Origin of the sequence: Streptomyces tendae, from assembly GCF_014650435.1 — a bacterium.
GTDB classification, from domain to species: Bacteria; Actinomycetota; Actinomycetes; order Streptomycetales; family Streptomycetaceae; genus Streptomyces; species Streptomyces tendae.
The window spans coordinates 125,566-148,964 of the sequence record NZ_BMUY01000009.1; the positions used below are offsets into that span (position 1 = coordinate 125,566).

Consider the following 23,399-nt stretch of genomic DNA (forward strand, 5'->3'; position numbering starts at 1 on the left):
ACCCGCCACGGCCTGCCCGAGGCGTCAGCGGTAGCCGCAGGCGGGTCTGGGTGCCCCCGGCGGGGATGCGCCGGGGGCCGGGTGCCCGCGGTCAGTCGGTGGTCGGGGTCTGGGGGGCCAGCAGCCGAGGCAGGCGGGTCGTGCGGGGCTTCGCCGGGATTTCGGCCACCGCGCGGGGGAGGGCCTGCTCCACGCCGTGCACCACGGACAGGTGCCGTGCGGCCCGGCCGAACGCCGTGTAGATCCAGGGGCGGCTGAGGGCCTGCACGGCGTCACCGGGCAGCACCACGACCGCGGCGGCCCAGCGGCCGCCCAGCGCCTGGTGGGCGGTCAGCGCCCAGCCGTGCCGCACCGCGCCCTCCACCCGGTCCCTGGGCACGATCACGGTCTCGCCCGCGCACGACAGGTGCAGTCCTTCGGCGTCGGCCGTGACCACCCGCCCCGGCAGCACCCGGCCCGGGGCGGGCGTGTGGACGACCCGGTCCCCGGGGTCGAATCCGCCGAAGCGACCGGGGCCGGGGTTGAGGCGTTCCTTCAGCGCCGCGTTGAGCACGCGCGTGCCCGCGGCACCGCCGTGGCCCGGCGTGATGACCTGCGTCTCCTCGGCCGGGACGCCGATCGCGCGCGGCACCGAGTCCGCCACGAGCTGGACGGTGCGGTGCACGGCCTCGCCCGCGTCCCGCACCGGCACGATCACGACCTCCTTGCCGGGCGCCTCCACCTGGCCCAGCTCACCGATGCCGATGCCGGAGACCAGTTCGCCGAGCGGACCCGGGTCCGGGCGCCGCGAGGCGATCTGGGGACAGACCCGTGCCGCCAGCAGGTCCGCGAAGACCCGCCCGGGGCCCACGGACCAGAGCACCGCCGGGTCCCCGGCCAGCACCAGCCGGGCCCCGTCCGGCAGTGACTCCGCGAGTAGGGCACCCGCCTCCACGTCGAGCTGCGGCGCGTCGACCACGACGAGCAGATCGAGGTCCAGCGCCCCGTCGGCGTCCCGCCCCGGACCCTCGGCGCCGGTCAGCAGCCCGGTCACGGTGACCGCCGCGGGAGCCTTTGGCCCCGAGGAGGGCGGCTCGGCCGGCGCGGCGCCCAGCAGGGCGGCGAAGCGGTCGCGGCCGAGCGGGCCGGGCGCGGCTGCCCAGGCCCGCAGGCCCAGGGCGTGCGCCGTGCGCAGCAGGGCGGCGGGCTCGGCCAGGGACGCCTCGCCGCCGGTGTGCAGGACCAGTCCGTGGCCCGCGACGGCACGGATCAGCTCGGCCGCCGAGCCCTGCGCGGAGGCGGCCGCCTGCTCCCAGTCCGCCGCGGAGCCGTCCTGCTTGGGCGCCGAGTTGACCAGCCGGGCCAGTCCGTCGGCGAGGCTCTCCTCGGCGAGCGCGTACCGCTCGAGGCCGATCAGCACCCGGACGGGACGCTCCTCGCCCTCCTCGCCTTCCTCGTCCTGCTCGCCCTCCTGGCGGGCGTCGGTCTCCTCCAGGGCGTCCTGGAAGGCGAGTGCCTCGCCCTCGGCGAGCGTGCTCTGCACGGCGGCGTCGGGGTCCGGAACGCCCCGCTGGGCCAGCGTGGCGGTGAGCCGCGGCAGCTCCAGTGCCGTGTGCCCGGCCAGCGCCGCCTGCTCCAGCAGCCACACGGTCACGGCACGGCCGCGCCGCTCGTCGTCCGGGCCGCACTCGGCGCCGAGCAGCGCGCGGGCGAACCCGTCGGCCTGCTCCGGCCGCACTCCGGCGACCCGGAGCAACAGCCAGGGGTCCTCGCGCAGCGCGTCCTGAGCGCCTTCACCGAGGAGCGCGGCGGTCTGCGGCGCGAGCCCCTCGGGGGCGCCCCCCTCCGCCAGTACGCGTCGCACGCTCTGCACGGTCTCCGGGGCCGGACCCGCGGGCCCGGCGGGCGCGGCGGAGTGCTCCGCGGGCGCCGGACGGGGCGGGCGCACCGGCTCCGGCGCTGGGCGGCGGGCGGGTTCGGGAGCGCCGAAGACCGTGGCCGCCGGCTTCTCACCGCTCTCCACGGCGCGTACTGCGGCGAGCAGGTCGGCCGCCGAGCCGCTGAGCTTGCCACCGGCGTTGATCGGCCCCTGCTTCTCGGCCTTCCGCCGCTCGATGCGCTCCCGCTCGATCCGCTGCGCCGCCAGCTCGGCCTCGACCTCGGACACCTGCGCCGCCGCCTCGCCCCCGTCCCCTGCGGGCTCGTCCGGCCGCGCTTCGGAGGCCGCCCCGGCCGGCTCCGCGGTGCCCGGGGTCTCCGGCCCGGTGTCCACGGCGTGCGCGGTGTCCTCGGTGGCGGGCTCGGGCTCCGTGCTCACAGCGTGCTCCAGTCGTGATCGGGATAGCGGTGCACGGGCGCCGACACGTCGTCGAGCGCCCGGCAGATCTCGTCAGGAAGACTAAGGGTCTCCACTGACAGCGCCGCCGTGAGTTGCTGCGCGGTGCGCGGACCGATGATCGGGGCGACCACCCCGGGCCGGTCGCGGACCCAGGCCAGCGCCACCTGGAGCGGGGTCACCGCGAGCCCGTCCGCCGCCGTCGCCACCGCGTCCACGATGTGCCCGGCCGTGTCGTCGAGGTAGGGCTCGACGAACGGTGCCAGATGGTCCGAGGCGCCCCGCGAGTCCGGGGGCGTGGCGTCCTTGCGGTACTTGCCCGTGAGCACCCCCCGGCCCAGCGGGGACGAGGGCAGCAGCCCGATCCCCAGGTCCAGGGCGGCCGGCAGCACCTCCCGCTCCACACCCCGCTGGAGCAGCGAGTACTCCATCTGGGTGCTCGCCACCCGGTTGCGCACACCCGGCGCCGCCAGCTGCCAGGTCGCCGCCTTGGCCAGCTGCCAGCCGCAGAAGTTGGAGACCCCCGCGTAGCGCGCCCGGCCGCTGCTGACCGCGACGTCGAGGGCGTGCAGCGTCTCCTCCAGCGGGGTGTGCGGGTCGAAGGCGTGCAGGTGCCACACGTCGACGTGGTCCGTGCCCAGGCGGGCCAGCGAGGCGTCCAGTGCGGAGAGCAGGTGGGCACGCGACCCGTCGAACCGGCGGTCGGGATCCGGAACGCTGCCGGCCTTCGTCGAGATCACCAGGTCCCGGCGCGGCACCAGGCCCTCCATGAGGCGGCCCAGCAGGTACTCCGACTCGCCGTCGCCATAGACGTCCGCGGTGTCGACGAGCGTCCCGCCCGCCTCCCAGAAGGTCTTCAAGAGGTCCGCGGCGTCATGCTCGTCCGTGTCCCGGCCCCAGGTCAGGGTGCCTAGACCGATGCGGGACACGCGCAGGCCGGTGCGGCCGAGATGCCTCTGCTCCATGAACGCCGACATTACTGGGCACGGCTTGCCCTGTGGGGGCCTGTGGACAACCGATTTCCGCGCGCTAAGGTCGGGGCACCAGCCACGTTACTGATCGGTAAGGGGAATCGGCCATGCAGCTCGGGATCAACCTCGGCTACTGGGGTGCCGGAATGGACGCGGACAACCTGGCCGTCGCCCAGGAGGCCGACCGGCTCGGATACGCCGTGTGCTGGGCCGCCGAGGCATACGGCTCCGACGCGGCCACCGTGCTGACCTGGGTCGCCGCCCAGACCGAACGCATCGACGTCGGCTCGGCCATCTTCCAGATCCCCGCCCGCCAGCCCGCGATGACCGCGATGACCGCCGCCACCCTGGACTCCCTGTCCAAGGGCCGTTTCCGCCTCGGCCTCGGCGTGTCGGGACCGCAGGTCTCCGAGGGCTGGTACGGCGTCAAGTTCGACAAGCCGCTCGCCCGCACCCGCGAGTACGTCGAGATCGTGCGCAAGGCGATGACCCGGGAACGGCTCTCCTACGAGGGACAGCACTGGACGCTGCCGCTGCCCGACGGCCCCGGCAAGCCCATCAAGCTGACCGTGCACCCGCAGCGCGAGCACATCCCGCTGTACATCGCCGCGATCGGCCCGAAGAACCTGGAGCAGACCGGCGAGATCGCCGACGGCGCCCTGCTCATCTTCCCCTCCGCCGACCACCTGGAGGAGACCGCCGTCAAGCACCTGCGCGCCGGGCGCGAGAAGGCCGGCAAGACCCTCGACGGGTTCGACGTCTGCCCGACCCTGCCGCTCGCCCTCGGCGACGACAAGGACGTCCCCGCCCTCGCGGACACCTTCCGCCCCTACACCGCGCTCTACGTCGGCGGCATGGGCAGCCGCAAGCAGAACTTCTACAACCAGCTCGCCCAGCGCATGGGATACGAGCGGGAAGCCGCCGACATCCAGGACAAGTACCTGTCCGGCGACAAGCAGGGCGCCGCCGAAGCCGTACCCCACGAGCTGATCGACCAGACGACACTGCTCGGCTCCGTCGACCGCATCGCCGACCGGATGAAGGCATACGCCGCGGCCGGTGTCACCACCCTCACCCTCGCCCCCGCCGGCTTCACCCTGGACGAGCGGCTCGCCGCACTCCGCGCGGGCACCGAGGCCCTGGAGCGCGCCGGACTGGCGTGACCCGGGAGGAAAGTTTCTGCGGCCGTGGTGGGGGCTCGGGGGTCTTCCCCGCCACGGCCGTCACGAGGAACAACGCGTCCACGCGCGCGTGGTTACGCCTTGGCGCGCCCCGGCCGTCCTTCTTTCGGCGGAGTTGTGCGCCGCACCTGTTGCCGTGCCCCCTCGCCCGCACTTGACTCGGCTTCGCGGAGTGTGCGGAACCTGCGGATCACGCAGCGGCAGAGAGGTGCCCACCGATGCTTTCGGCCAAGAGTCTTTTCCAGGAGATCCTCGACAACGACGAGTCGTTCCGTCTCTTCTGCTCCATCGCGGCCAGCGGCGAGTCCCAGGGCGGCTGGGAGAACGCGCGCATCGCGGCGCTGGTGCCGGAGAGCGAACGCGCCCTCGCCCCCAAGATCACCCGGCACGGTGCGGACGAGGACAAGCACGGCCGGATCTTCAACGCCCTGTTGAAGAAGCGCGGCCTCGAACCCGTCGAGGTACCGCCCGAGACCGACTACACGATGCTCCTGGAGCGGCACGGCATCGGCCTCGCCCACGAGAAGCTCAAGGCCGACCAGCCCCTCACGGTGCGGGACGTCATCACCTACCTCGCCCACAGCAGGGTCACCGAGCAGCGCGCGGCCGAGCAGATGGCGATGCTCCTCAAGTACTTCGCGGACCACCCCGACCTGGGCCGGGCGGTCCGGATGATCTCGGCCGACGAGGACAACCACCTCGCCTACTCCCACGAGGAACTGCTGCGCTACGCCGCCGCCGGGCACGGCCCGTACATCCGGCGCACCCTGCGCGAGTGCGCGCACGCCGAGATCCGCGTCCACCGTGACGTCAGCCTCGCCGTGATGGCCCGCATGGGGCGCCTCCTCGGCTGGTCCCGCGCCAGGTCGGCGCTGCTCGCGGCGGGCATCCACGCGACGTACGCCGCCGAGCGGCTGGCCGGCTGGCGCCGCATGGTGACGCTGCGGGCGCCCGAACGGCGCGACGCGCTCGGCGGACCCGCCGCCGCGGCCCCCGAGGTCGCCTAAGGGGCCCCGGTCCCACAGCCGGCCCCGGCTACAGCCAGCCCCGGCGCTTGAACTGCCGGTACAGCAGCAGCTCCAGGACGGCCATCAGTGCGATCACCGCCGGGTAGCCCCACACCCAGTGCAGCTCCGGCATGTGCTCGAAGTTCATGCCGTAGATCCCCGCGACCATCGTGGGGACCGCGGCCATGGCCGCCCACGCGGAGATCTTCCGCATGTCGTCGTTCTGGCGGACGCTCGTCTGCGCCAGGTGTGCCGACAGGATGTCCGACACCAGCCGGTCCAGGCTCTCCACCGACTCGTTCACGCGCGTGAGGTGGTCGCTCACGTCCCGGAAGAACGGCCGCGCCCGGTCGTTCACGAAAGGCACGCCGCCGCCGTACACCCCGGTACCCGCCAGCCGGGCCAGCGGGGGCGCGAGTGGCCCCGTCGCCCGGCGGAACTCCAGCACCTGCCGCTTGAAGGTGTAGATCCGCGACGCGGTGTGCCGGGAGCCGCCGCCGTCCGGAGAGAAGACCTCCGCCTCCAGCTCCTCCAGGTCCGTCTGCAGCTCGACCGCCACGTCCAGGTAGTGGTCGACGGTGGCGTCCGCTATCGCGTACAGGACCGCGGTGGGACCCTTCCCCAGCAGTTCCGGTTCGTGCTCCAGCCGCCTCCGCACGGCCTTCAGCGGCGAACCCTCGCCGTGCCGGACGACGACCGCGAACGCGTCGCCCAGGAAGATCATCAGCTCGCCGGTGGACACGGCGTCGCTGTCCGGCTCGTACACCACCGGCTTGAGGACGGCGAAGAGGGAGTCGTCGTACACCTCCAGCTTGGGCCGCTGATGCGCCTTGAGGGCGTCCTCCACCGCCAGCGGGTGCAGCCCGAACTCCTGGCTGACCAGCTCGAACTCCTTCTCCGTCGGCTCGTGCAGGCCGATCCAGACGAAGCCGCCGGCCTCCCGTGCCTCACCGAGCGCGTCGGAGAAGTCCTCGGGCCCGGCCGTGCGGTGCCCGTCCCGGTAGATGGCGCAGTCGACGATCACCGAACCCATTCTCCCCTCGTCCCGGCGCCCCTGTACCGCGCCGTACGCCTACCCTGGCCGCATGCCCACGCTGATCCTGGTTAGGCACGGACGTTCCACCGCCAACACCGAGGGGCTGCTCGCCGGCTGGACGCCCGGCGTCGCCCTCGACGAACGCGGCGCCGCGCAGGCCGCCGCGCTCCCCGGGCGGCTCGCCGGCCTGCCGCTCTCCGAAGTCGTCACCAGCCCCCTGCAGCGCTGCCAGGAGACCCTCCGGCCGCTGCTCGAAGCCCGGCCCGACCTGCGGGCCCACACCGACGAACGGATCGGGGAGTGCCACTACGGCGACTGGTCCGGTCGCAAGCTCGCCGAACTCAGGGACGAGCCCCTGATGGAGGTGGTGCAGGCGCACCCCTCCGCGGCGGCCTTCCCCGGCGGCGAGTCGATGCGCGCCATGCAGACCCGCGCCGCCGAGGCGGTACGCGAGTGGAACGCGCGCGTGGAGCGCGACCACGGGCCCGACGCCGTCTACCTCATGTGCTCCCACGGCGACATCATCAAGTCCCTCGTCGCCGAGGCCCTCGGACTCCACCTCGACCTCTTCCAGCGGATCTCCGTCGAGCCCTGCTCCGTCACCGCCATCCGCTACACCCGGCTGCGCCCGTTCCTCGTCCGCCTCGGCGACACCGGTGACTTCGCCTCCCTGGCCCCGCGCGAGGAGCCGTCCGGTGACGAGGCCCCGGTCGGGGGTGGTGCGGGCGCACCGTGATCGTCCGCCGCAGTAGGGTGAACCGGTCGCGGCAGTGCCCTCGATCCCGATCTTCCGCTTTCCCCGACTTCCATGGAGACAGGACGTGTCCCGTCAGGTGTTCCTCTACGACCAACCGGAACGGTTCGTGGCCGGTACGGTCGGGCTGCCCGGACGCCGTACGTTCTTCCTCCAGGCCTCCGCCGGCTCCCGGGTGACCAGCGTGGCCCTGGAGAAGACCCAGGTCGCCGCCCTCGCCGAGCGCATGGACGAGCTCCTGGACGAAGTCGTACGGCGCAGCGGCGGCAGCACCGTCGTCCCCGCCACCGCTCCCACCGGGCCCGCCGACACGGCGCCGCTGGACACCCCCGTCGAGGAGGAGTTCCGGGTCGGCACCATGGCGCTGGCCTGGGACGGCGAGGACCAGCGCATGATCGTCGAGGCACAGGCCCTCGTGGAGCTGGACGCCGAGTCCGAGGAGGACCTGGCGGAGGCCGAGGAACGCCTCCTCCAGGACGAGGAGAACGGCCCGCCGATGCTCCGGGTCCGCCTCACCGGCGCGCAGGCCAGGGCCTTCGCCAAGCGCGCCCTCGACGTCGTCAACGCCGGGCGGCCGCCGTGCCCGCTGTGCAGCCTCCCGCTCGACCCGGAAGGACACGTATGTCCGCGCCAGAACGGATACCGCCGCGGAGCGTGACCACCGACGCGGCGGCGGCCGAACTGCTCGTCCTGGGCGAGCTGACCGTGCGCGGACGCATCCGTGACGCGTCCAACGCGGCGCTGTACTGCACGGTGACGCACGAGGGACGCGAGGCGGCCTGCGTCTACAAGCCGGTCGCCGGGGAGCGCCCGCTGTGGGACTTCCCCGACGGCACCCTCGCCCAGCGCGAGGTCGCCGCCTACGAGGTCTCCGAGGCCACCGGCTGGGGCCTGGTCCCGCCCACCGTGCTGCGCGACGGCCCGTACGGCGAGGGCATGGTCCAACTGTGGATCGAGACCGTGCCCGAGACGGAACTGCTCGCCCTGGTGGACGAGGAGGAACCCGGCGCCGGCTGGAAGGCGATCGCCCTCGCCGAGGTCGGCGAGGGCCGCACCGCGCTGCTCGTCCACGCCGACGACGCACGGCTGCGCCGGCTCGCCGTACTCGACGCCGTGATCAACAACGCCGACCGCAAGGGCGGCCACCTGCTGCCCGCGGCGGGGGAGCGGCTGTACGGCATCGACCACGGGGTCACCTTCAACGCCGAGAACAAGCTGCGCACCCTGCTGTGGGGCTGGGCGGGCGACCCCCTCACCGAGGAGGCCCTGACGGTGCTCGACGCCCTCAGGGAGGCACTGAAGGACGGCGGCACGCTGGCGATCCGGCTCGCCGCGCTCATCACCCCCGCCGAACTCGACGCCACGCGCGCGCGTGTCGGGGCCCTGTTGGATTCCGGGAAGCACCCCGAACCGAGCGGCGAGTGGCCGGCGATCCCCTGGCCGCCCGTGTAGGGACCCTGCGCCACGCGGGCCGGTGGTGTGCAAGAGCGCCTTACCGGCCATCCGGGCCCGGTCCGGTTCGTGTACGGAACATCCGTCCGGTTAGGCTCATGACATGCATGCCTGGCCCGCTTCCGAGGTCCCCGCCCTGCCTGGTCAGGGCCGCGACCTGAGGATCCACGACACCGCGACCGACGGCCTCGTCACCCTCGACCCCGGTCCCGTCGCCCGTATCTACGTCTGCGGCATCACGCCGTACGACGCCACCCACATGGGGCACGCGGCGACTTACAACGCGTTCGACCTCGTGCAGCGCGTGTGGCTCGACACCAAGCGGCAGGTCCACTATGTCCAGAACGTCACCGACGTGGACGACCCGCTCCTCGAGCGGGCCGTGCGCGACGGGGTCGACTGGACCGCCCTCGCCGAGCAGGAGACCGCCCTCTTCCGCGAGGACATGACGGCGCTGCGGATGCTCCCGCCGCAGCACTACATCGGGGCCGTGGAGGCAATACCCGGCATCGTCCCGCTCGTCGAGCGGCTGCGCGACGCCGGCGCCGCCTACGAGCTGGAGGGTGACACCTACTTCTCCGTCGAGGCCGACCCGCACTTCGGCAGCGTCTCGAACCTGGACGCCGCCGCGATGCGGCTGCTCTCCGCGGAGCGGGGCGGCGACCCGGACCGGCCGGGCAAGAAGAACCCGCTCGACCCGATGCTGTGGATGGCCGCCCGCGAGGGCGAGCCCAGCTGGGACGGCGGCACGCTCGGCCGCGGGCGGCCCGGCTGGCACATCGAGTGCGTCGCCATCGCCCTCGACCACCTCGGAATGGGCTTCGACGTCCAGGGCGGCGGCTCCGACCTCGCCTTCCCGCACCACGAGATGGGCGCCTCGCACGCCCAGGCACTCACCGGCGAGTTCCCCATGGCCAAGGCGTACGTGCACGCCGGCATGGTCGGTCTCGACGGCGAGAAGATGTCCAAGTCCAAGGGCAACCTGGTCTTCGTGTCGAAGCTGCGCCGCGAGGGCGTCGACCCGGCCGCCATCCGGCTCACGCTGCTCGCCCACCACTACCGCTCCGACTGGGAGTGGACCGACCAGGTGCTTCAGGACGCCCTCGCCCGCCTCGACCGCTGGCGCGCCGCCGTCTCCCGCCCCGACGGCCCGCCCGCCGAGGCCCTGGTGGAGCAGATCCGCGAGGCCCTCGCGAACGACCTGGACTCCCCGGCCGCCCTCGCCGCGATCGACCGCTGGGCCGCCCTCCAGCAGGACTCCGGCGGCACGGACCCCGGCGCCCCGGGCGTGGTATCCCGAGCGGCAGACGCCCTACTGGGCGTGGCGCTGTAGGACCGAACCGCGGGCAGCCGCCGCGCCGCGCCGCGCCCGCCCCAGCTGCGGGCAGTCGTGCCGCTGGGGCGGCACGGGTGGGCGCAGGCGGTGCCCGGTCAGCGCCGGTCAGCGCCCCCGCAGTAACCCGCACTCAAACGACTGAGGGGCGCTCCCACCAGGGAAGCGCCCCTCACTCACACTCGGTCGGGCTCAGTCCTCCGACGACTCCTCGTCCTCCCCGCCCGCCTTCGGCGGCTTCGGCGGCCGCCCACGCCCACTCGGATTGTCCCGCAGGAACGGCGCCCCGGACGGCCCGTCGCCGCCGTCCGCCGTGGCATGCCCACCGGCGCCCCCGGGGCCGGGCCCACCCGTCCCCGACCCGTCCCGCCGTCGCAGATACCGCTCGAACTCCCGCGCGATCGCCTCGCCCGACGCCTCCGGCAGCTCCGCCGTGTCCCGGGCCTCCTCCAGCGACTGCACGTACTCGGCGACCTCGGTGTCCTCCGCGGCCAACTGGTCCACGCCCACCTGCCAGGCACGCGCGTCCTCGGGCAGCTCGCCCAGCGGGACCCGCACGCCGATCAGGTCCTCCAGTCGGTTCAGCAGCGCCAGCGTGGCCTTCGGGTTCGGCGGCTGCGACACGTAGTGCGGCACCGCGGCCCACAGCGACACGGCCGGCACGCCCGCGTGCGTGCACGCCTCCTGGAGGATGCCGACGATGCCCGTGGGCCCCTCGTACTTGGTCTCCTCCAGGTCCATGCGCCGCGCCAGATCGGCGTCCGACGTGGTCCCGCTGATCGGGACCGGACGGGTGTGCGGCGTGTCGCCCAGCAGGGCGCCCAGGACGACCACCAGCTCGACGCCCAGCTCATGGGCGAAACCGAGCAGCTCGTTGCAGAACGAACGCCAGCGCATGGACGGTTCGATACCGCGGACGAGGACGAGGTCGCGCGGTTTGTCGCCGCCGACGCGGACCACCGACAGCCTGGTCGTCGGCCAGGTGATCTTGCGTACGCCGTCCTCCATGAACACCGTGGGACGGTTGACCTGGAAGTCGTAGTAGTCCTCGGCGTCCAGCGCCGCGAACACCTCGCCCTTCCACTCCCTGTCGAGATGCGCGACCGCGGTGGAGGCGGCGTCACCGGCATCGTTCCAGCCCTCGAACGCGGCCACCATGACCGGGTCGACCAGCTCGGGAACCCCCTCGAGCTCGATCACCCAGCGCCTCCTTCCGACGTGCCCTCGCGTACCCCCCAACCTTACGGCGTGTCGAGGGGCCGCCCGCAGCCCCCTTGCACGGGGCAGTGCACGGATCACTGCCCCGTGCCCGGGGTCCGGACACCCGCCGCGCGGTGCCGAACGCGGGGCCTACTTCTTGTCCAGCACGTCCTGGACCCGCGCGCGGACGTCGTCCGTGGCCAGGCCGCGGATGGTCAGAGTGGTACGGCGGCGCAGCACGTCGTCCGCCGTCTCGGCCCACTCGTTGTCCCGGGCCCACACGACCTGCGCCCAGATCTCGGGCGCGTCCGGGTGGACGCGCTGTCCCAGCTCGGGGCTCTCGTTCGCGAGCCGGGCGATGTCGAAGGCGAGCGAACCGTAGTGCGTGGCCAGGTGCTTGGCGGTGTCGGCCGCCATGCGCGGGCCGGGCGCCGAACCGTCCACCAGCAGCCGGTGGGCGACCGCGCGCGGGTTGGCGACGCCGGGCAGCGGCAGCTTCTTCGGCAGCGACGCGATCGGCTCGAAGTCGTCGCCCAGCGGGTGGCCCGGCAGCGCCTCCAGCTTCTTCATCACCGTACGGCCGATGTGGCGGAAGGTGGTCCACTTGCCGCCCGCGACGGACAGCATGCCGCCCCGGCCCTCGGTGACGACCGTCTCGCGCTTGGCCTTCGCCGTGTCGCCGGGACCGCCCGGCAGCACCCGCAGCCCCGCGAAGGAGTACGTGATGAGGTCGCGGTCGAGCTGCTGGTCGCGGATGGAGAACGCGGCCTCGTCCAGGATCTGGGCTATGTCCTTGTCGTTGACCGCGACGTCCGCCGGGTCACCCTCGAACTCCTCGTCGGTGGTGCCGAGCAGCAGCATGTCCTCCCAGGGGAGGGCGAAGGTGATCCGGTACTTGTCGATCGGGGTGGCCAGCGCGGCCTTCCACGGCGCGGTCCGCTTGAGCACCAGGTGCGCGCCCTTGGACAGGCGGATGGACGGCGCCGCGTTCGGGTCCTCCATGCGGCGCAGGTGGTCGACCCAGGGGCCGGTGGCGTTCAGCACCAGCCGGGCGTTCACCCCGAACTCGTCGCCGGACAGCCGGTCCTTCAGCTCGGCGCCGGTCACCCGGCCGTTGGTGAAGCGCAGCCCCGTCACCTCGGCGTGGTTGAGGACCACCGCGCCGGACTCGACCGCCGCGCGGACGGTCATCAGGGCCATACGGGCGTCGTTCATCTGGTCGTCGCCGTACACGGCCACGGCCTTGAGGTTGTCGGTGCGCAGCTCGGGCACGTCCTGCGCGGCCTTGGCCGGGGAGAGCAGGTGGCCGACGCGGTCACCGAACGCGGACAGCGCCGAGTACGCGAAGACACCGGCCCCGAGCTTCGCCGCGCCGTGCGGCCCGCCCTTGTACACGGGGAGGTAGAAGGTGAGCGGGTTCGCCAGGTGGGGGGCCACCTGGCGGGAGACCGCACGGCGCTCGAAGTGGTTCTCCGCCACCAGCTTCACCGCGCCGGTCTGCAGGTAGCGCAGACCGCCGTGGAGCAGCTTGGAGGAGGCGGAGGAGGTGGCGCCGGCGAAGTCGCCGGCGTCGACCACGGCCACCCTGAGGCCGGACTGCGCGGCGTGCCAGGCGGTGGAGATGCCCAGGATGCCGCCGCCGATCACGAGAAGGTCGTACGACGCCTTGGAAAGCTGCTCCCGGGTCTCGGCCCGGCTCGGGTTCGAGCCGGAGGCCGGGTGCGTACCCAGGGCAGGCACGGACTGCAGGGTGGACTGGGTGGTCATGGTCGTTCTTACTCCTCGTCCTCGAGCCAGCCCATGGTCCGCTCGACGGCCTTGAGCCAGCTCTTGTACTCACGGTCGCGGGTGTCCGCGTCCATGCGGGGGGTCCACTCGGCGGCCCGCCGCCAGTTGGCGCGCAGGTCGTCGGTGCTGTTCCAGAAGCCGACGGCCAGGCCGGCGGCGTAGGCGGCGCCGAGGCAGGTGGTCTCGGCGACCATCGGGCGCACCACGGGGGCGTCCACGAAGTCGGCGAGGGTCTGCATCAGCAGGTTGTTGGAGGTCATGCCGCCGTCGACCTTGAGGGCGGTCAGCTCCACGCCGGAGTCCTTCGTCATGGCGTCCGCGATCTCCCGCGTCTGCCAGGCGGTGGCCTCCAGGACGGCGCGCGCGAGGTGCGCCTTGGTGACGTACCGGGTGAGGCCGGCGATCACACCGCGGGCGTCGGAGCGCCAGTACGGGGCGAACAGGCCGGAGAAGGCCGGCACGAAGTAGGCACCGCCGTTGTCCTCGACCGTCAGGGCGAGGGTCTCGATCTCGGCGGCCGTGGAGATCAGGCCCATCTGGTCGCGCATCCACTGCACCAGCGAACCGGTGACGGCGATCGAGCCCTCCAGGGCGTAGACCGTGTCCTGGTCGCCGATCTTGTAGCCGACGGTGGTCAGCAGGCCCGAGTAGGAGTTGATCAGCTTGTCACCGGTGTTCATCACCATGAAGGTGCCGGTGCCGTACGTCGACTTGGTCTCGCCCTCGGAGAAACAGGTCTGGCCGAACAGGGCCGCCTGCTGGTCGCCGAGCGCGGAGGCGACCGGGATGCCGCCGAGCAGCTCGCCGAGCCGGCCGCCGGTGATCTCGCCGTACACCTCGGCGGAGGAGCGGATCTCCGGGAGCATCTGCATCGGCACGCCGATCGACTCGGCGATCTTCTCGTCCCACGCCATGGTGTGCAGGTTCATCAGCATGGTGCGCGAGGCGTTGGTGACGTCGGTGACGTGCTTGCCGCCGTTCACCCCGCCGGTCAGGTTCCAGATGACCCAGGTGTCCATGGTGCCGAAGAGCAGGTCGCCCGCCTCGGCGCGCTCGCGCAGACCGTCGACGTTGTCGAGCAGCCAGCGGGCCTTGGGACCGGCGAAGTAGGAGGCGAGAGGCAGGCCGGTCTCGCGGCGGAAGCGGTCCTGGCCGACGTTGCGGCCGAGCTCCTTGCACAGGGCGTCGGTGCGGGTGTCCTGCCAGACGATGGCGTTGTGGACGGGCTCACCGGTGTTCTTGTCCCAGACGAGGGTGGTCTCGCGCTGGTTGGTGATGCCGATGGCCTTGATGTCGTCGCGGGTGATGCCGGCCTTCTCGACGGCTCCGGCGACGACCTCCTGGACGTTGGTCCAGATCTCGGTGGCGTCGTGCTCGACCCAGCCCGGCTTGGGGAAGATCTGCTCGTGCTCCTTCTGGTCGACGGAGACGATGCGTCCGTCGCGGTCGAAGACGATGCAGCGCGAGGAGGTGGTGCCCTGGTCGATCGCGGCGATGAAGGGCCCTGCGGTGTGGGAGTCGGTCACTGTGTGCTCCTGGGGTTCCGTGGTGGGTGGCGGTGGCCGGTGCGTACGGCGCGTGGTCTGCGGCTCGATGATCGCCGAAGCGGGGCCCGCTCAGGCGAACGCGAGGTTGTAGACACCTCCGGCGATCGCACCGCCGATCAGCGGACCGACGACCGGGATCCAGGCGTAGGACCAGTCGGAGCCGCCCTTGTTGGGCAGCGGCAGCAGGGCGTGCACGATGCGCGGGCCGAGGTCGCGGACCGGGTTGATCGCGTACCCCGTCGGGCCACCGAGCGACAGGCCGATGGAGACCACCACGAAGCCGGTGATCAGGGCGCCCAGGATGCCGAGACCGTTGCCCTCGTCGTTCAGGCCCTGGGTCAGGATGGCGAGCAGCAGGACGAAGGTGCCGATGATCTCGGTGGCGAGGTTCTGGACCGTGTGCCGGATCTCGGGGCCGGTCGAGAAGACGCCCAGGACGGGCCCGGCGCCCTTCTCCTGCGCCTCGACGGACTTGGCCGTCGTGTCCTGCGCGCCGGGACCGCCGACGATCTCCCGGTCGGTGAGGTGGGCCTGGAACTGGCCGTAGTAGGTGATCCAGACCAGGACCGCGCCGATCATGGCGCCGAGGATCTGGCCGGCGAAGTAGGTCGGCGTGTTGCTCCAGTCGCCGTCCTTGATCGCGATGCCGATCGTCACGGCCGGGTTCAGGTGGGCTCCGGAGAGCGGACCCGATATGTAGGCCGCCGTCATGACGGCGAAGCCCCACCCGAGGGCGATGGCGACCCAGCCGGCGTTGCGTGCCTTGGAGGCCTTGAGCGTCACGGCGGCACACACGCCGCCGCCGAGCAGGATGAGTATGGCGGTACCGATGGTCTCGCCGATGAAGATGTCGGAGCTGGACACCCGCGACTCCTTTGTCCTTCGTCCAGGGGAAGCCGAACCCCCGGGTCCCTCCGGGTGTTCCGGCGCCCTCGGTATGAGAGCGATGGCGGCCCTTGGCACTGTCACACTCTAACGCGTATTGCCGGTAGGTGTTCGACAATGCCGACCGATGGACGCGAGTCTCGTTCGGCGTCACGCGTGCGTCAAGAGCTGTGTTATCGAAAGCACGATCGTTATTGATCGTCGCGGGTTATCTATCCCGCGCCGCGGACGGCACGGCGGGAACGCGAAGGGCCGGAACACCCTTGGTGTCCCGGCCCGTGTCGACCCTGCGCCCTGATCCGCCGGACAGGCCCTAGAACCGCCCTGCGCCCAGGTCCCGCGACACCGCGCGGGCGCAGTCCCGTACCGCCGCGACCAGCTCGGGCCGCAGCTCGCCCTCCCGGCACAGCCGTTCCACGGCCCCGGTGATGCCGACCGCGCCGACCGGCATGCGCCTGCGGTCGTGGATGGGGGCGGCGATGGAGGCGATGCCCTCCCAGGTCTCCTCGACGTCGGCGGCGTACCCGCGCGCGCGGGTGATGTCCAGGATGTGCTCGAAGCTGTCCGGTTCGCAGACGGTCCGGTCGGTGAACGCCTTGCGGTCGGCCTCCAGGGCCTCGCTGTGCGCCACCGGGTCGTACGCCGACAGCACCTTGCCCAGCGCCGTGGAGTGCAGAGGCTGCATGGCCCCGATCTCCAGGACCTGCCGGCTGTCGTCGGGACGGAAGACGTGGTGCACGATCAGGACGCCCTGCTGGTGCAGCACCCCGAGGTGGACGCTCTCGCCGCTGGAGCGGGCCAGGTCGTCCGTCCACACCAGGGCGCGCGCCCGCAGCTCGTGCACGTCCAGATACGTCGTGCCCAGGCGCAGCAGCTCGGCGCCCAGCTGATAGCGCCCGGAGGCGTCGTCCTGCTCGACGAAGCCCTCCTGCTGGAGGGTGCGCAGGATGCCGTGCGCGGTGCCCTTGGCCAGACCCAGCGACGAGGCGATGTCCGACAGGCCGAGCCGCCGCTCGCCGCCCGCGAGCAGGCGCAGCATCGCGGCCGCCCGCTCGAGCGACTGGATGTTCCGTGCCATCGACGTACTGCCTCCGTCCCCTTCGACTGCCGACCTCGGCGTCGCTGACGTCGTTCGGCAATGCCGAACACTACCGGTCCATGCCGACCTCCCGCCAATGGTCGGCGGGCAACTGTTGCACTTCGGCCACTCCCGAGACCGCGGACGTTCCGTACGAGGTGTGCGCACCGCGCGGGCGCCGCGCGCCCGCCACCGCCGGAGCGAGACGCTCCGGACGGGAGGGGCTCGTCCGTTCGGCGGGTATTCGCCCCGCCATCCTCGTCCGTCTCGTGGACGCCCTGACCATCAGCCCCCGGTCCCGGCTACCCTGGCGGCGTGCGTTCTCCCCGGGGACGTCCACAACGGGCGGCACCGGGCAGAGGCAAAGCCGACAGCCGTCGCATCCTAGGGAGCCCTTTCATGGCCTCGTCGCCATCCACCCCGCCCGCCGACACCCGCACCCGCGTTTCCGCCCTCCGAGAGGCCCTGGCCACCCGTGTGGTGGTCGCCGACGGCGCGATGGGCACCATGTTGCAGGCCCAGAACCCCACGCTGGACGATTTCCAGCAGTTGGAGGGGTGCAACGAGGTCCTGAACCTGACCCGGCCCGACATCGTGCGTTCGGTGCACGAGGAGTACTTCGCGGCGGGTGTCGACTGCGTCGAGACGAACACCTTCGGCGCCAATCACTCCGCTCTGGGTGAGTACGACATCCCCGAGCGGGTGCACGAGCTGTCCGAGGCCGGCGCCCGGGTGGCCCGTGAGGTCGCCGACGAGTTCGGTGCCCGCGACGGCCGGCAGCGCTGGGTGCTGGGCTCCATGGGCCCCGGCACCAAGCTCCCCACCCTGGGTCACGCCCCGTACACCGTCCTGCGCGACGCCTACCAGCGCAACGCCGAGGGCCTGGTCGCGGGCGGCGCGGACGCGCTGCTGGTGGAGACCACGCAGGACCTGCTGCAGACCAAGGCTTCGGTGCTCGGAGCCCGGCGCGCCCTGGACGCCCTCGGCCTCGACCTGCCGCTCATCGTGTCGGTCACCGTCGAGACCACGGGCACGATGCTGCTGGGCTCGGAGATCGGTGCGGCGCTGACCGCGCTGGAGCCGCTGGGCATCGACATGATCGGTCTGAACTGCGCGACCGGTCCGGCGGAGATGAGCGAGCACCTGCGCTACCTCGCCCGGCACTCGCGTATCCCGCTGACCTGTATGCCGAACGCCGGTTTGCCCGTGCTGGGCAAGGACGGCGCGCACTACCCGCTGACGGCGCCGGAGCTGGCCGACGCGCATGAGACGTTCGTGCGCGAGTACGGCCTGTCGCTGGTCGGCGGCTGCTGCGGCACCACGCCCGAGCACCTGCGCCAGGTGGTGGAGCGGGTCCGGGACACCGCCCCGACCGTCCGTGACCCGCGCCCCGAGCCCGGCGCCGCCTCGCTCTACCAGAGCGTGCCGTTCCGCCAGGACACCTCCTACCTGGCCATCGGTGAGCGTACGAACGCCAACGGGTCGAAGAAGTTCCGTGAGGCGATGCTGGAGGGCCGCTGGGACGACTGTGTGGAGATGGCCCGCGACCAGATCCGCGAGGGCGCGCACATGCTCGACCTGTGCGTCGACTACGTCGGCCGGGACGGGGTGGCGGACATGGAGGAGCTGGCGGGCCGGTTCGCGACCGCCTCCACGCTGCCGATCGTGCTGGACTCCACCGAGGTCGACGTGATCCGGGCCGGTCTGGAGAAGCTGGGCGGCCGCGCGGTGATCAACTCGGTCAACTATGAGGACGGTGCGGGCCCCGAGTCCCGGTTCGCGCGTGTCACGAAGCTGGCCCGGGAGCACGGCGCTGCGCTGATCGCGCTGACCATCGACGAGGTGGGACAGGCCCGCACCGCGGAGAAGAAGGTCGAGATCGCCGAACGGCTGATCGAGGACCTGACCGGCAACTGGGGCATCCACGAGTCGGACATCCTCGTCGACTGCCTGACGTTCACGATCTGCACCGGTCAGGAGGAGTCCCGCAAGGACGGCCTGGCCACCATCGAGGGCATCCGGGAGCTGAAGAGGCGCCACCCGGACGTGCAGACCACGCTGGGCCTGTCGAACATCTCCTTCGGCCTGAACCCGGCGGCCCGCATCCTGCTCAACTCCGTCTTCCTGGACGAGTGTGTGAAGGCGGGTCTGGATTCGGCGATCGTGCACGCGTCGAAGATCCTGCCGATCGCGCGGTTCGACGAGGAGCAGGTCACCACCGCCCTGGACCTGATCTACGACCGCCGCCGTGAGGGCTACGACCCCCTGCAGAAGCTCATGCAGCTCTTCGAGGGCGCCACGGCCAAGTCGCTGAAGGCGTCCAAGGCCGAGGAGCTGGCCGCCCTCCCGCTGGAGGAGCGCCTCAAGCGGCGCATCATCGACGGCGAGAAGAACGGCCTGGAGCAGGACCTCGACGCCGCCCTCCAGGAGCGCCCGGCGCTGGACATCGTCAACGAGACGCTGCTGGACGGCATGAAGGTGGTCGGTGAGCTGTTCGGTTCCGGCCAGATGCAGTTGCCGTTCGTGCTGCAGTCGGCCGAGGTGATGAAGACCGCGGTGGCTCATCTGGAGCCGCACATGGAGAAGACCGACGACGACGGCAAGGGCACGATCGTGCTGGCCACCGTCCGTGGTGATGTCCACGACATCGGCAAGAACCTCGTCGACATCATCCTGTCCAACAACGGCTACACGGTCGTCAACCTCGGGATCAAGCAGCCGGTCTCCGCGATCCTGGAGGCGGCCGACGAGCACCGGGCCGACGTCATCGGCATGTCCGGCCTCCTCGTCAAGTCCACCGTGATCATGAAGGAGAACCTGGAGGAGCTGAACCAGCGCAAGCTGGCCGCCGACTACCCGGTCATCCTCGGCGGCGCGGCCCTCACCAGGGCCTACGTCGAACAGGACCTGCACGAGATCTACGACGGCGAGGTCCGCTACGCCCGTGACGCCTTCGAGGGCCTGCGCCTGATGGACGCGCTGATCGGCATCAAGCGCGGTGTGCCCGGCGCGAAGCTGCCGGAGCTGAAGCAGCGCCGGGTGCGGGCGGCCACCGTCGAGATCGACGAGCGTCCGGAAGAGGGGCACGTCCGTTCCGACGTCGCCACCGACAACCCGGTGCCCACGCCGCCCTTCCGCGGCACCCGCGTGGTCAAGGGCATCCAGCTCAAGGAGTACGCGTCCTGGCTGGACGAGGGCGCTCTCTTCAAGGGCCAGTGGGGTCTCAAGCAGGCCCGCACCGGTGAGGGGCCCTCCTACGAGGAACTGGTCGAGTCCGAGGGCCGGCCGCGGCTGCGGGGTCTGCTGGACCGCCTGCAGACGGAGAACCTGCTGGAGGCGGCCGTGGTCTACGGCTACTTCCCCTGCGTCTCCAAGGACGACGACCTGATCGTCCTCGACGACGACGGCAACGAACGCACCCGGTTCACCTTCCCGCGCCAGCGCCGCGGCCGGCGCCTGTGCCTGGCCGACTTCTTCCGGCCGGAGGAGTCCGGCGAGATCGACGTGGTCGGCTTCCAGGTCGTCACCGTCGGCTCCCGCATCGGCGAGGAGACCGCCCGCATGTTCGAGGCCAACGCCTACCGCGACTACCTCGAACTGCACGGCCTGTCCGTCCAGCTCGCCGAGGCCCTCGCCGAATACTGGCACGCCCGCGTGCGCTCGGAACTCGGCTTCGCCGGGGAGGACCCGGCCGAGATGGAGGACATGTTCGCCCTGAAGTACCGGGGTGCCCGCTTCTCCCTCGGCTACGGCGCCTGCCCCGACCTGGAGGACCGCGCCAAGATCGCGGCCCTCCTGGAGCCGGAGCGCATCGGCGTCCACCTGTCCGAGGAGTTCCAGCTGCACCCCGAGCAGTCCACCGACGCCATCGTCATCCACCACCCGGAGGCGAAGTACTTCAACGCCCGCTGAGGCCGACGCGGGCCGCTCCCCACCGGGCCCGGCGGCCACACCAGGCGTTCCGGTCCCGCACGACGTACACTGGTCGGTCCACCGCAGGCCGGCTCCCTTCGTGGGAGCCGGCCTGATCGTCCCTCAAGGAGGTACGTGGATGACCAGCACGGTCCCCGCGCTCGGAACCCGTACGGCCGAAGGCTCAGCCCTGCAGGCCGTACTCCTGGACATGGACGGCACCCTGGTGGACACCGAGGGCTTCTGGTGGGACGTCGAGACGGAGGTCTTCGCCTCCCTCGGCCACACCCTGGACGACTCCTGGCGCCACGTCGTGGTCGGCGGCCCGATGACCCGCAGCGCGGGCTTCCTGATCGAGGCCACCGGCGCCGACATCACCCTCGCCGAACTCAGCGTGCTGCTCAACGACGGCTTCGAGCAGCGCATCGGCCGTGACCTGCCCCTCATGCCCGGCGCCGCTCGACTGCTCGCCGAGCTGTCCGCGCACGAGATCCCCACCGCCCTGGTCTCCGCCTCGCACCGGCGCATCATCGACCGCGTCCTGAAGTCGCTGGGACCCCAGCACTTCGCCCTCACCGTCGCCGGCGACGAGGTACCGCGCACCAAGCCCCACCCCGACCCGTACCTGGCGGCCGCGGCCGGACTCGGCGTGGACCCGGCCCGGTGCGCCGTCGTCGAGGACACCGCGACCGGCGTCGCCGCCGCGGAGTCCGCCGGCTGCCACGTCGTGGCGGTCCCCTCGGTCGCACCCATCACCCCGGCCGTCCGGCGCACGGTGGTCGCCTCCCTGGAAGAGGTCGACCTGACATTTCTGCGCGGTCTGATGACGCAAATGCGCTAGCCGTTCACCAAGCGTGCGGCGGCGTCGCCGCGGCAATTCGAGGAAGGGTCGTCCGGCGCGACCGACGTATGTTCACGGTCCATTTCCGCCGTCCCGGGTGGCCGAATTCCGGTACGAGCGTCCAAAGTCCGACTGTGACGTTCACCACGTTCCCAGGGGTCGACAGAGGTGCGTGGGTGTGCTGCTTCCGGCTTGGCGAACGTTGTCGAGGAGCCTTTGTGTCCTGATTGGTGAAACCCTGCACGAATCCTTCCACTGTCGGGTTTTCGGTGTGTCCACACCCGGTTTCGCTCCGTGATGAGCCCTCAACTCCGGTGGCTGCGAGCGCCCGTGCGGGCGCGGACTAATCTCGTCGCGAGAACATCGGCCACTACCCCCGTGATCCGCAGCGACACCCCTGCATGCCGGATACACGGACCGACAGCTCTGGAGAAACTCGAGCATGAACCGCAAGACTTTGGTGCTGCCGGCGGTCGTCGGCCTGCTCGCGCCGGTGCTCGCCGCCTGCGGTGGGTCGGACAGCGGCAGCGGCGACGGGGACGCGATCGTCGTCGGCACCACGGACGGGTTCAGCGTCTCGAAAGAGATAACCGCGCCCTTCGACCCGGCGTACGCCTACGACGTCGGCGCCTGGAACATCATGCGCCAGACCTCGCAGACGCTGATGGTGCTGCCCCGCGGTGACGGCGAACCCGTGCCCGAGGCCGCCCAGCAGTGCGGATTCACCGACACCGGCAACGAGCGCTACGCCTGCACCCTGCGCGACGGCCTGGAGTTCGCCAACGGCGACCCGGTCACCGCCGAGGACGTGAAGTACTCCATCGAGCGCGTCCGGAAGATCGACGCCGACACCGAGGTGGCCTCGCTGCTGTCCACGGTGGACACCATCGAGACGAAGGGTGACCGCGAGGTCATCTTCCACCTCAACACCGCCGACGCCACCTTCCCGTTCAAGCTGTCCACACCGGTCGCCGGCATCGTGAACCCGGACGACTACGAGAAGGACAAGCTGCGTGACGGCTTCGAGTTGACCGGCTCGGGCCCGTACACGATGAAGGCCGAGGTCAAGGGCGAGGAGATGACCAAGGCCGTGTTCACCAAGAACCCCAATTACAAGGGGAGTCTCAAGGTGAACAACGACAAGGTCGAACTCGTGTCCTTCGCCGACGCCGACGCCATGGGCGACGCCATCAACAAGGGCGACATCGACGTGATGACCCGCGCGATGTCGCCGAAGCAGATCCAGAACCTGTCCAAGGGCACGGACGGCGACGTCGACCTGGTCGAGGTGGCCGGTCTCGAGATCCGCTACCTCGCCTTCAACACGGACGCCGCCACGGTCAAGGACAAGGCCGTCCGCGCCGCCATGGCCCAGCTCATCAACCGCAGCGAACTCGTCTCCGCGGTCTACGGATCCCAGGCCGAACCGCTGTACTCGATGGTTCCGGCCGGCATCACCGGCCACTCCAACTCGTTCTTCAACAAGTACGGCGACCCCAGCGTCGCCAAGGCGAAGGCGACGCTGGAGGACGCGGACATCACCACGCCGGTCAAGCTGACGCTGGACTACACGACGGACCACTACGGCGCCGCGACCAAGGAGGAGTTCGAGCACCTCCAGAAGCAGCTGAACGACAGCGGCCTGTTCGACGTCGACATCAAGGGCACGCCCTGGGAGACGTTCCACCCGGCGGAGCGGGCGCGCAAGTACGACGTCTTCGGCATGGGCTGGTTCCCCGACTTCCCGGACGCCGACAGCTTCGTCGCGCCGTTCCTCGACAAGGGCAACACCCTCAACATCCCGTACGCCAACCCGGAGATCATCAACAACCTGATCCCCGCCTCCCGCGGCGAGGCCGACCGGCTCTCCGCGGTGGACAGCCTCACCGAGATCCAGGACATCACCGCCCAGGACGTCCCGCTGATCCCGCTGTGGCAGGGCAAGCAGTACGTCGCCACCCGCGACGACGTCACCGGCACGGCCTACCTCCTCAACTCCTCCTCCTCGCTCCAGCTCTGGGAGCTGGGCCGGGGCGTGAGCGGCTGACGTCGGCCCCGGACAAGCCCGAAGGGCGCCCTCTTCCCGTCCGGAAGAGGGCG

General features: G+C 71.5%; 17 protein-coding genes. 9 read left to right on the forward strand and 8 right to left on the reverse strand.

What is annotated here, in order from left to right:
• Positions 1-91 precede the first annotated feature (91 nt).
• Positions 92-2,296 carry a helix-hairpin-helix domain-containing protein gene (locus IE258_RS23825; RefSeq protein WP_189746608.1) on the reverse strand — a complete coding sequence of 735 codons (2,205 nt, stop codon included), beginning with the start codon at positions 2,294-2,296 and terminating at the stop codon, positions 92-94.
• Positions 2,293-3,279 carry an aldo/keto reductase gene (locus tag IE258_RS23830; RefSeq protein ID WP_189746610.1) on the reverse strand — a complete coding sequence of 329 codons (987 nt, stop codon included), beginning with the start codon at positions 3,277-3,279 and terminating at the stop codon, positions 2,293-2,295. Before IE258_RS23830 ends, IE258_RS23825 begins: the two co-directional genes overlap by 4 nt.
• A gap of 113 nt (positions 3,280-3,392) precedes the next feature.
• On the opposite strand from IE258_RS23830, the gene IE258_RS23835 reads away from it, so the two are divergent.
• Positions 3,393-4,448, forward strand: coding sequence for an LLM class F420-dependent oxidoreductase (locus IE258_RS23835; RefSeq protein WP_159325433.1), 1,056 nt, complete (start codon positions 3,393-3,395; stop codon positions 4,446-4,448).
• Between the two features lie 236 nt (positions 4,449-4,684).
• Positions 4,685-5,473, forward strand: a complete 789-nt coding sequence (locus IE258_RS23840) for a ferritin-like domain-containing protein (RefSeq protein WP_189746612.1) — start codon at positions 4,685-4,687, stop codon at positions 5,471-5,473.
• A 28-nt stretch (positions 5,474-5,501) separates the two neighbouring features.
• Here the strand turns inward: IE258_RS23840 and corA are convergent, their stop codons facing one another.
• Entirely contained in the window at positions 5,502-6,497 is a 996-nt protein-coding gene (corA, locus tag IE258_RS23845) for a magnesium/cobalt transporter CorA (RefSeq protein ID WP_189747004.1), read from the reverse strand.
• Between the two features lie 61 nt (positions 6,498-6,558).
• Here corA and IE258_RS23850 point away from each other — a divergent pair, with 61 nt between their 5' ends.
• From IE258_RS23850 to mshC, 4 genes are all read left to right on the forward strand, one after another.
• A complete protein-coding gene (locus tag IE258_RS23850; RefSeq protein WP_189746614.1) occupies positions 6,559-7,245 on the forward strand; it encodes a histidine phosphatase family protein in 687 nt (228 codons plus the stop codon).
• A gap of 85 nt (positions 7,246-7,330) precedes the next feature.
• Positions 7,331-7,921: a DUF3090 domain-containing protein gene (locus tag IE258_RS23855; protein ID WP_003977160.1), complete on the forward strand. Its 591-nt coding sequence runs from the start codon at positions 7,331-7,333 to the stop codon at positions 7,919-7,921.
• Positions 7,885-8,715: an SCO1664 family protein gene (locus tag IE258_RS23860; RefSeq protein WP_189746616.1), complete on the forward strand. Its 831-nt coding sequence runs from the start codon at positions 7,885-7,887 to the stop codon at positions 8,713-8,715. The genes IE258_RS23855 and IE258_RS23860 overlap by 37 nt, the downstream gene beginning before the upstream one ends.
• A 103-nt stretch (positions 8,716-8,818) precedes the next feature.
• The gene (gene mshC / locus IE258_RS23865) at positions 8,819-10,048 is read left to right on the forward strand and encodes a cysteine--1-D-myo-inosityl 2-amino-2-deoxy-alpha-D-glucopyranoside ligase (RefSeq protein ID WP_189746618.1); all 1,230 of its coding nucleotides are present in this window, start codon (positions 8,819-8,821) and stop codon (positions 10,046-10,048) included.
• A gap of 192 nt (positions 10,049-10,240) precedes the next feature.
• On the opposite strand, the gene parJ is transcribed toward mshC, so the two are convergent.
• From parJ to IE258_RS23890, 5 genes are all read right to left on the reverse strand, one after another.
• On the reverse strand, positions 10,241-11,248 hold the full coding sequence (parJ, locus tag IE258_RS23870; protein ID WP_189746620.1) for a filament polymerization regulator ParJ: 1,008 nt from the start codon (positions 11,246-11,248) through the stop codon (positions 10,241-10,243).
• Positions 11,249-11,398: 150 nt separating this feature from the next.
• On the reverse strand, positions 11,399-13,015 hold the full coding sequence (locus IE258_RS23875) for a glycerol-3-phosphate dehydrogenase/oxidase (protein ID WP_189746622.1): 1,617 nt from the start codon (positions 13,013-13,015) through the stop codon (positions 11,399-11,401).
• Positions 13,016-13,023: 8 nt separating this feature from the next.
• Positions 13,024-14,562, reverse strand: coding sequence for a glycerol kinase GlpK (gene glpK / locus IE258_RS23880; protein ID WP_159325417.1), 1,539 nt, complete (start codon positions 14,560-14,562; stop codon positions 13,024-13,026).
• A 90-nt stretch (positions 14,563-14,652) separates the two neighbouring features.
• Positions 14,653-15,447, reverse strand: coding sequence for an MIP/aquaporin family protein (locus IE258_RS23885; protein WP_087810221.1), 795 nt, complete (start codon positions 15,445-15,447; stop codon positions 14,653-14,655).
• 334 nt (positions 15,448-15,781) lie between these two features.
• Positions 15,782-16,546 (reverse strand): IclR family transcriptional regulator, encoded by a 765-nt coding sequence (locus IE258_RS23890; RefSeq protein WP_189746623.1) that lies wholly within the window; start codon positions 16,544-16,546, stop codon positions 15,782-15,784.
• Positions 16,547-16,945: 399 nt separating this feature from the next.
• Between IE258_RS23890 and metH the strand changes: the two genes are divergently transcribed.
• The 3 genes from metH to IE258_RS23905 all read left to right on the forward strand — a co-directional run bounded on the left by metH (position 16,946) and on the right by IE258_RS23905 (position 23,346).
• A complete protein-coding gene (gene metH, locus IE258_RS23895) occupies positions 16,946-20,458 on the forward strand; it encodes a methionine synthase (RefSeq protein ID WP_189746625.1) in 3,513 nt (1,170 codons plus the stop codon).
• A 139-nt stretch (positions 20,459-20,597) separates the two neighbouring features.
• Positions 20,598-21,299: an HAD family hydrolase gene (locus IE258_RS23900; protein ID WP_159325411.1), complete on the forward strand. Its 702-nt coding sequence runs from the start codon at positions 20,598-20,600 to the stop codon at positions 21,297-21,299.
• Positions 21,300-21,741: 442 nt separating this feature from the next.
• Entirely contained in the window at positions 21,742-23,346 is a 1,605-nt protein-coding gene (locus IE258_RS23905; protein ID WP_189746627.1) for an ABC transporter substrate-binding protein, read from the forward strand.
• The last annotated feature ends 53 nt before the right edge of the window (positions 23,347-23,399 follow it).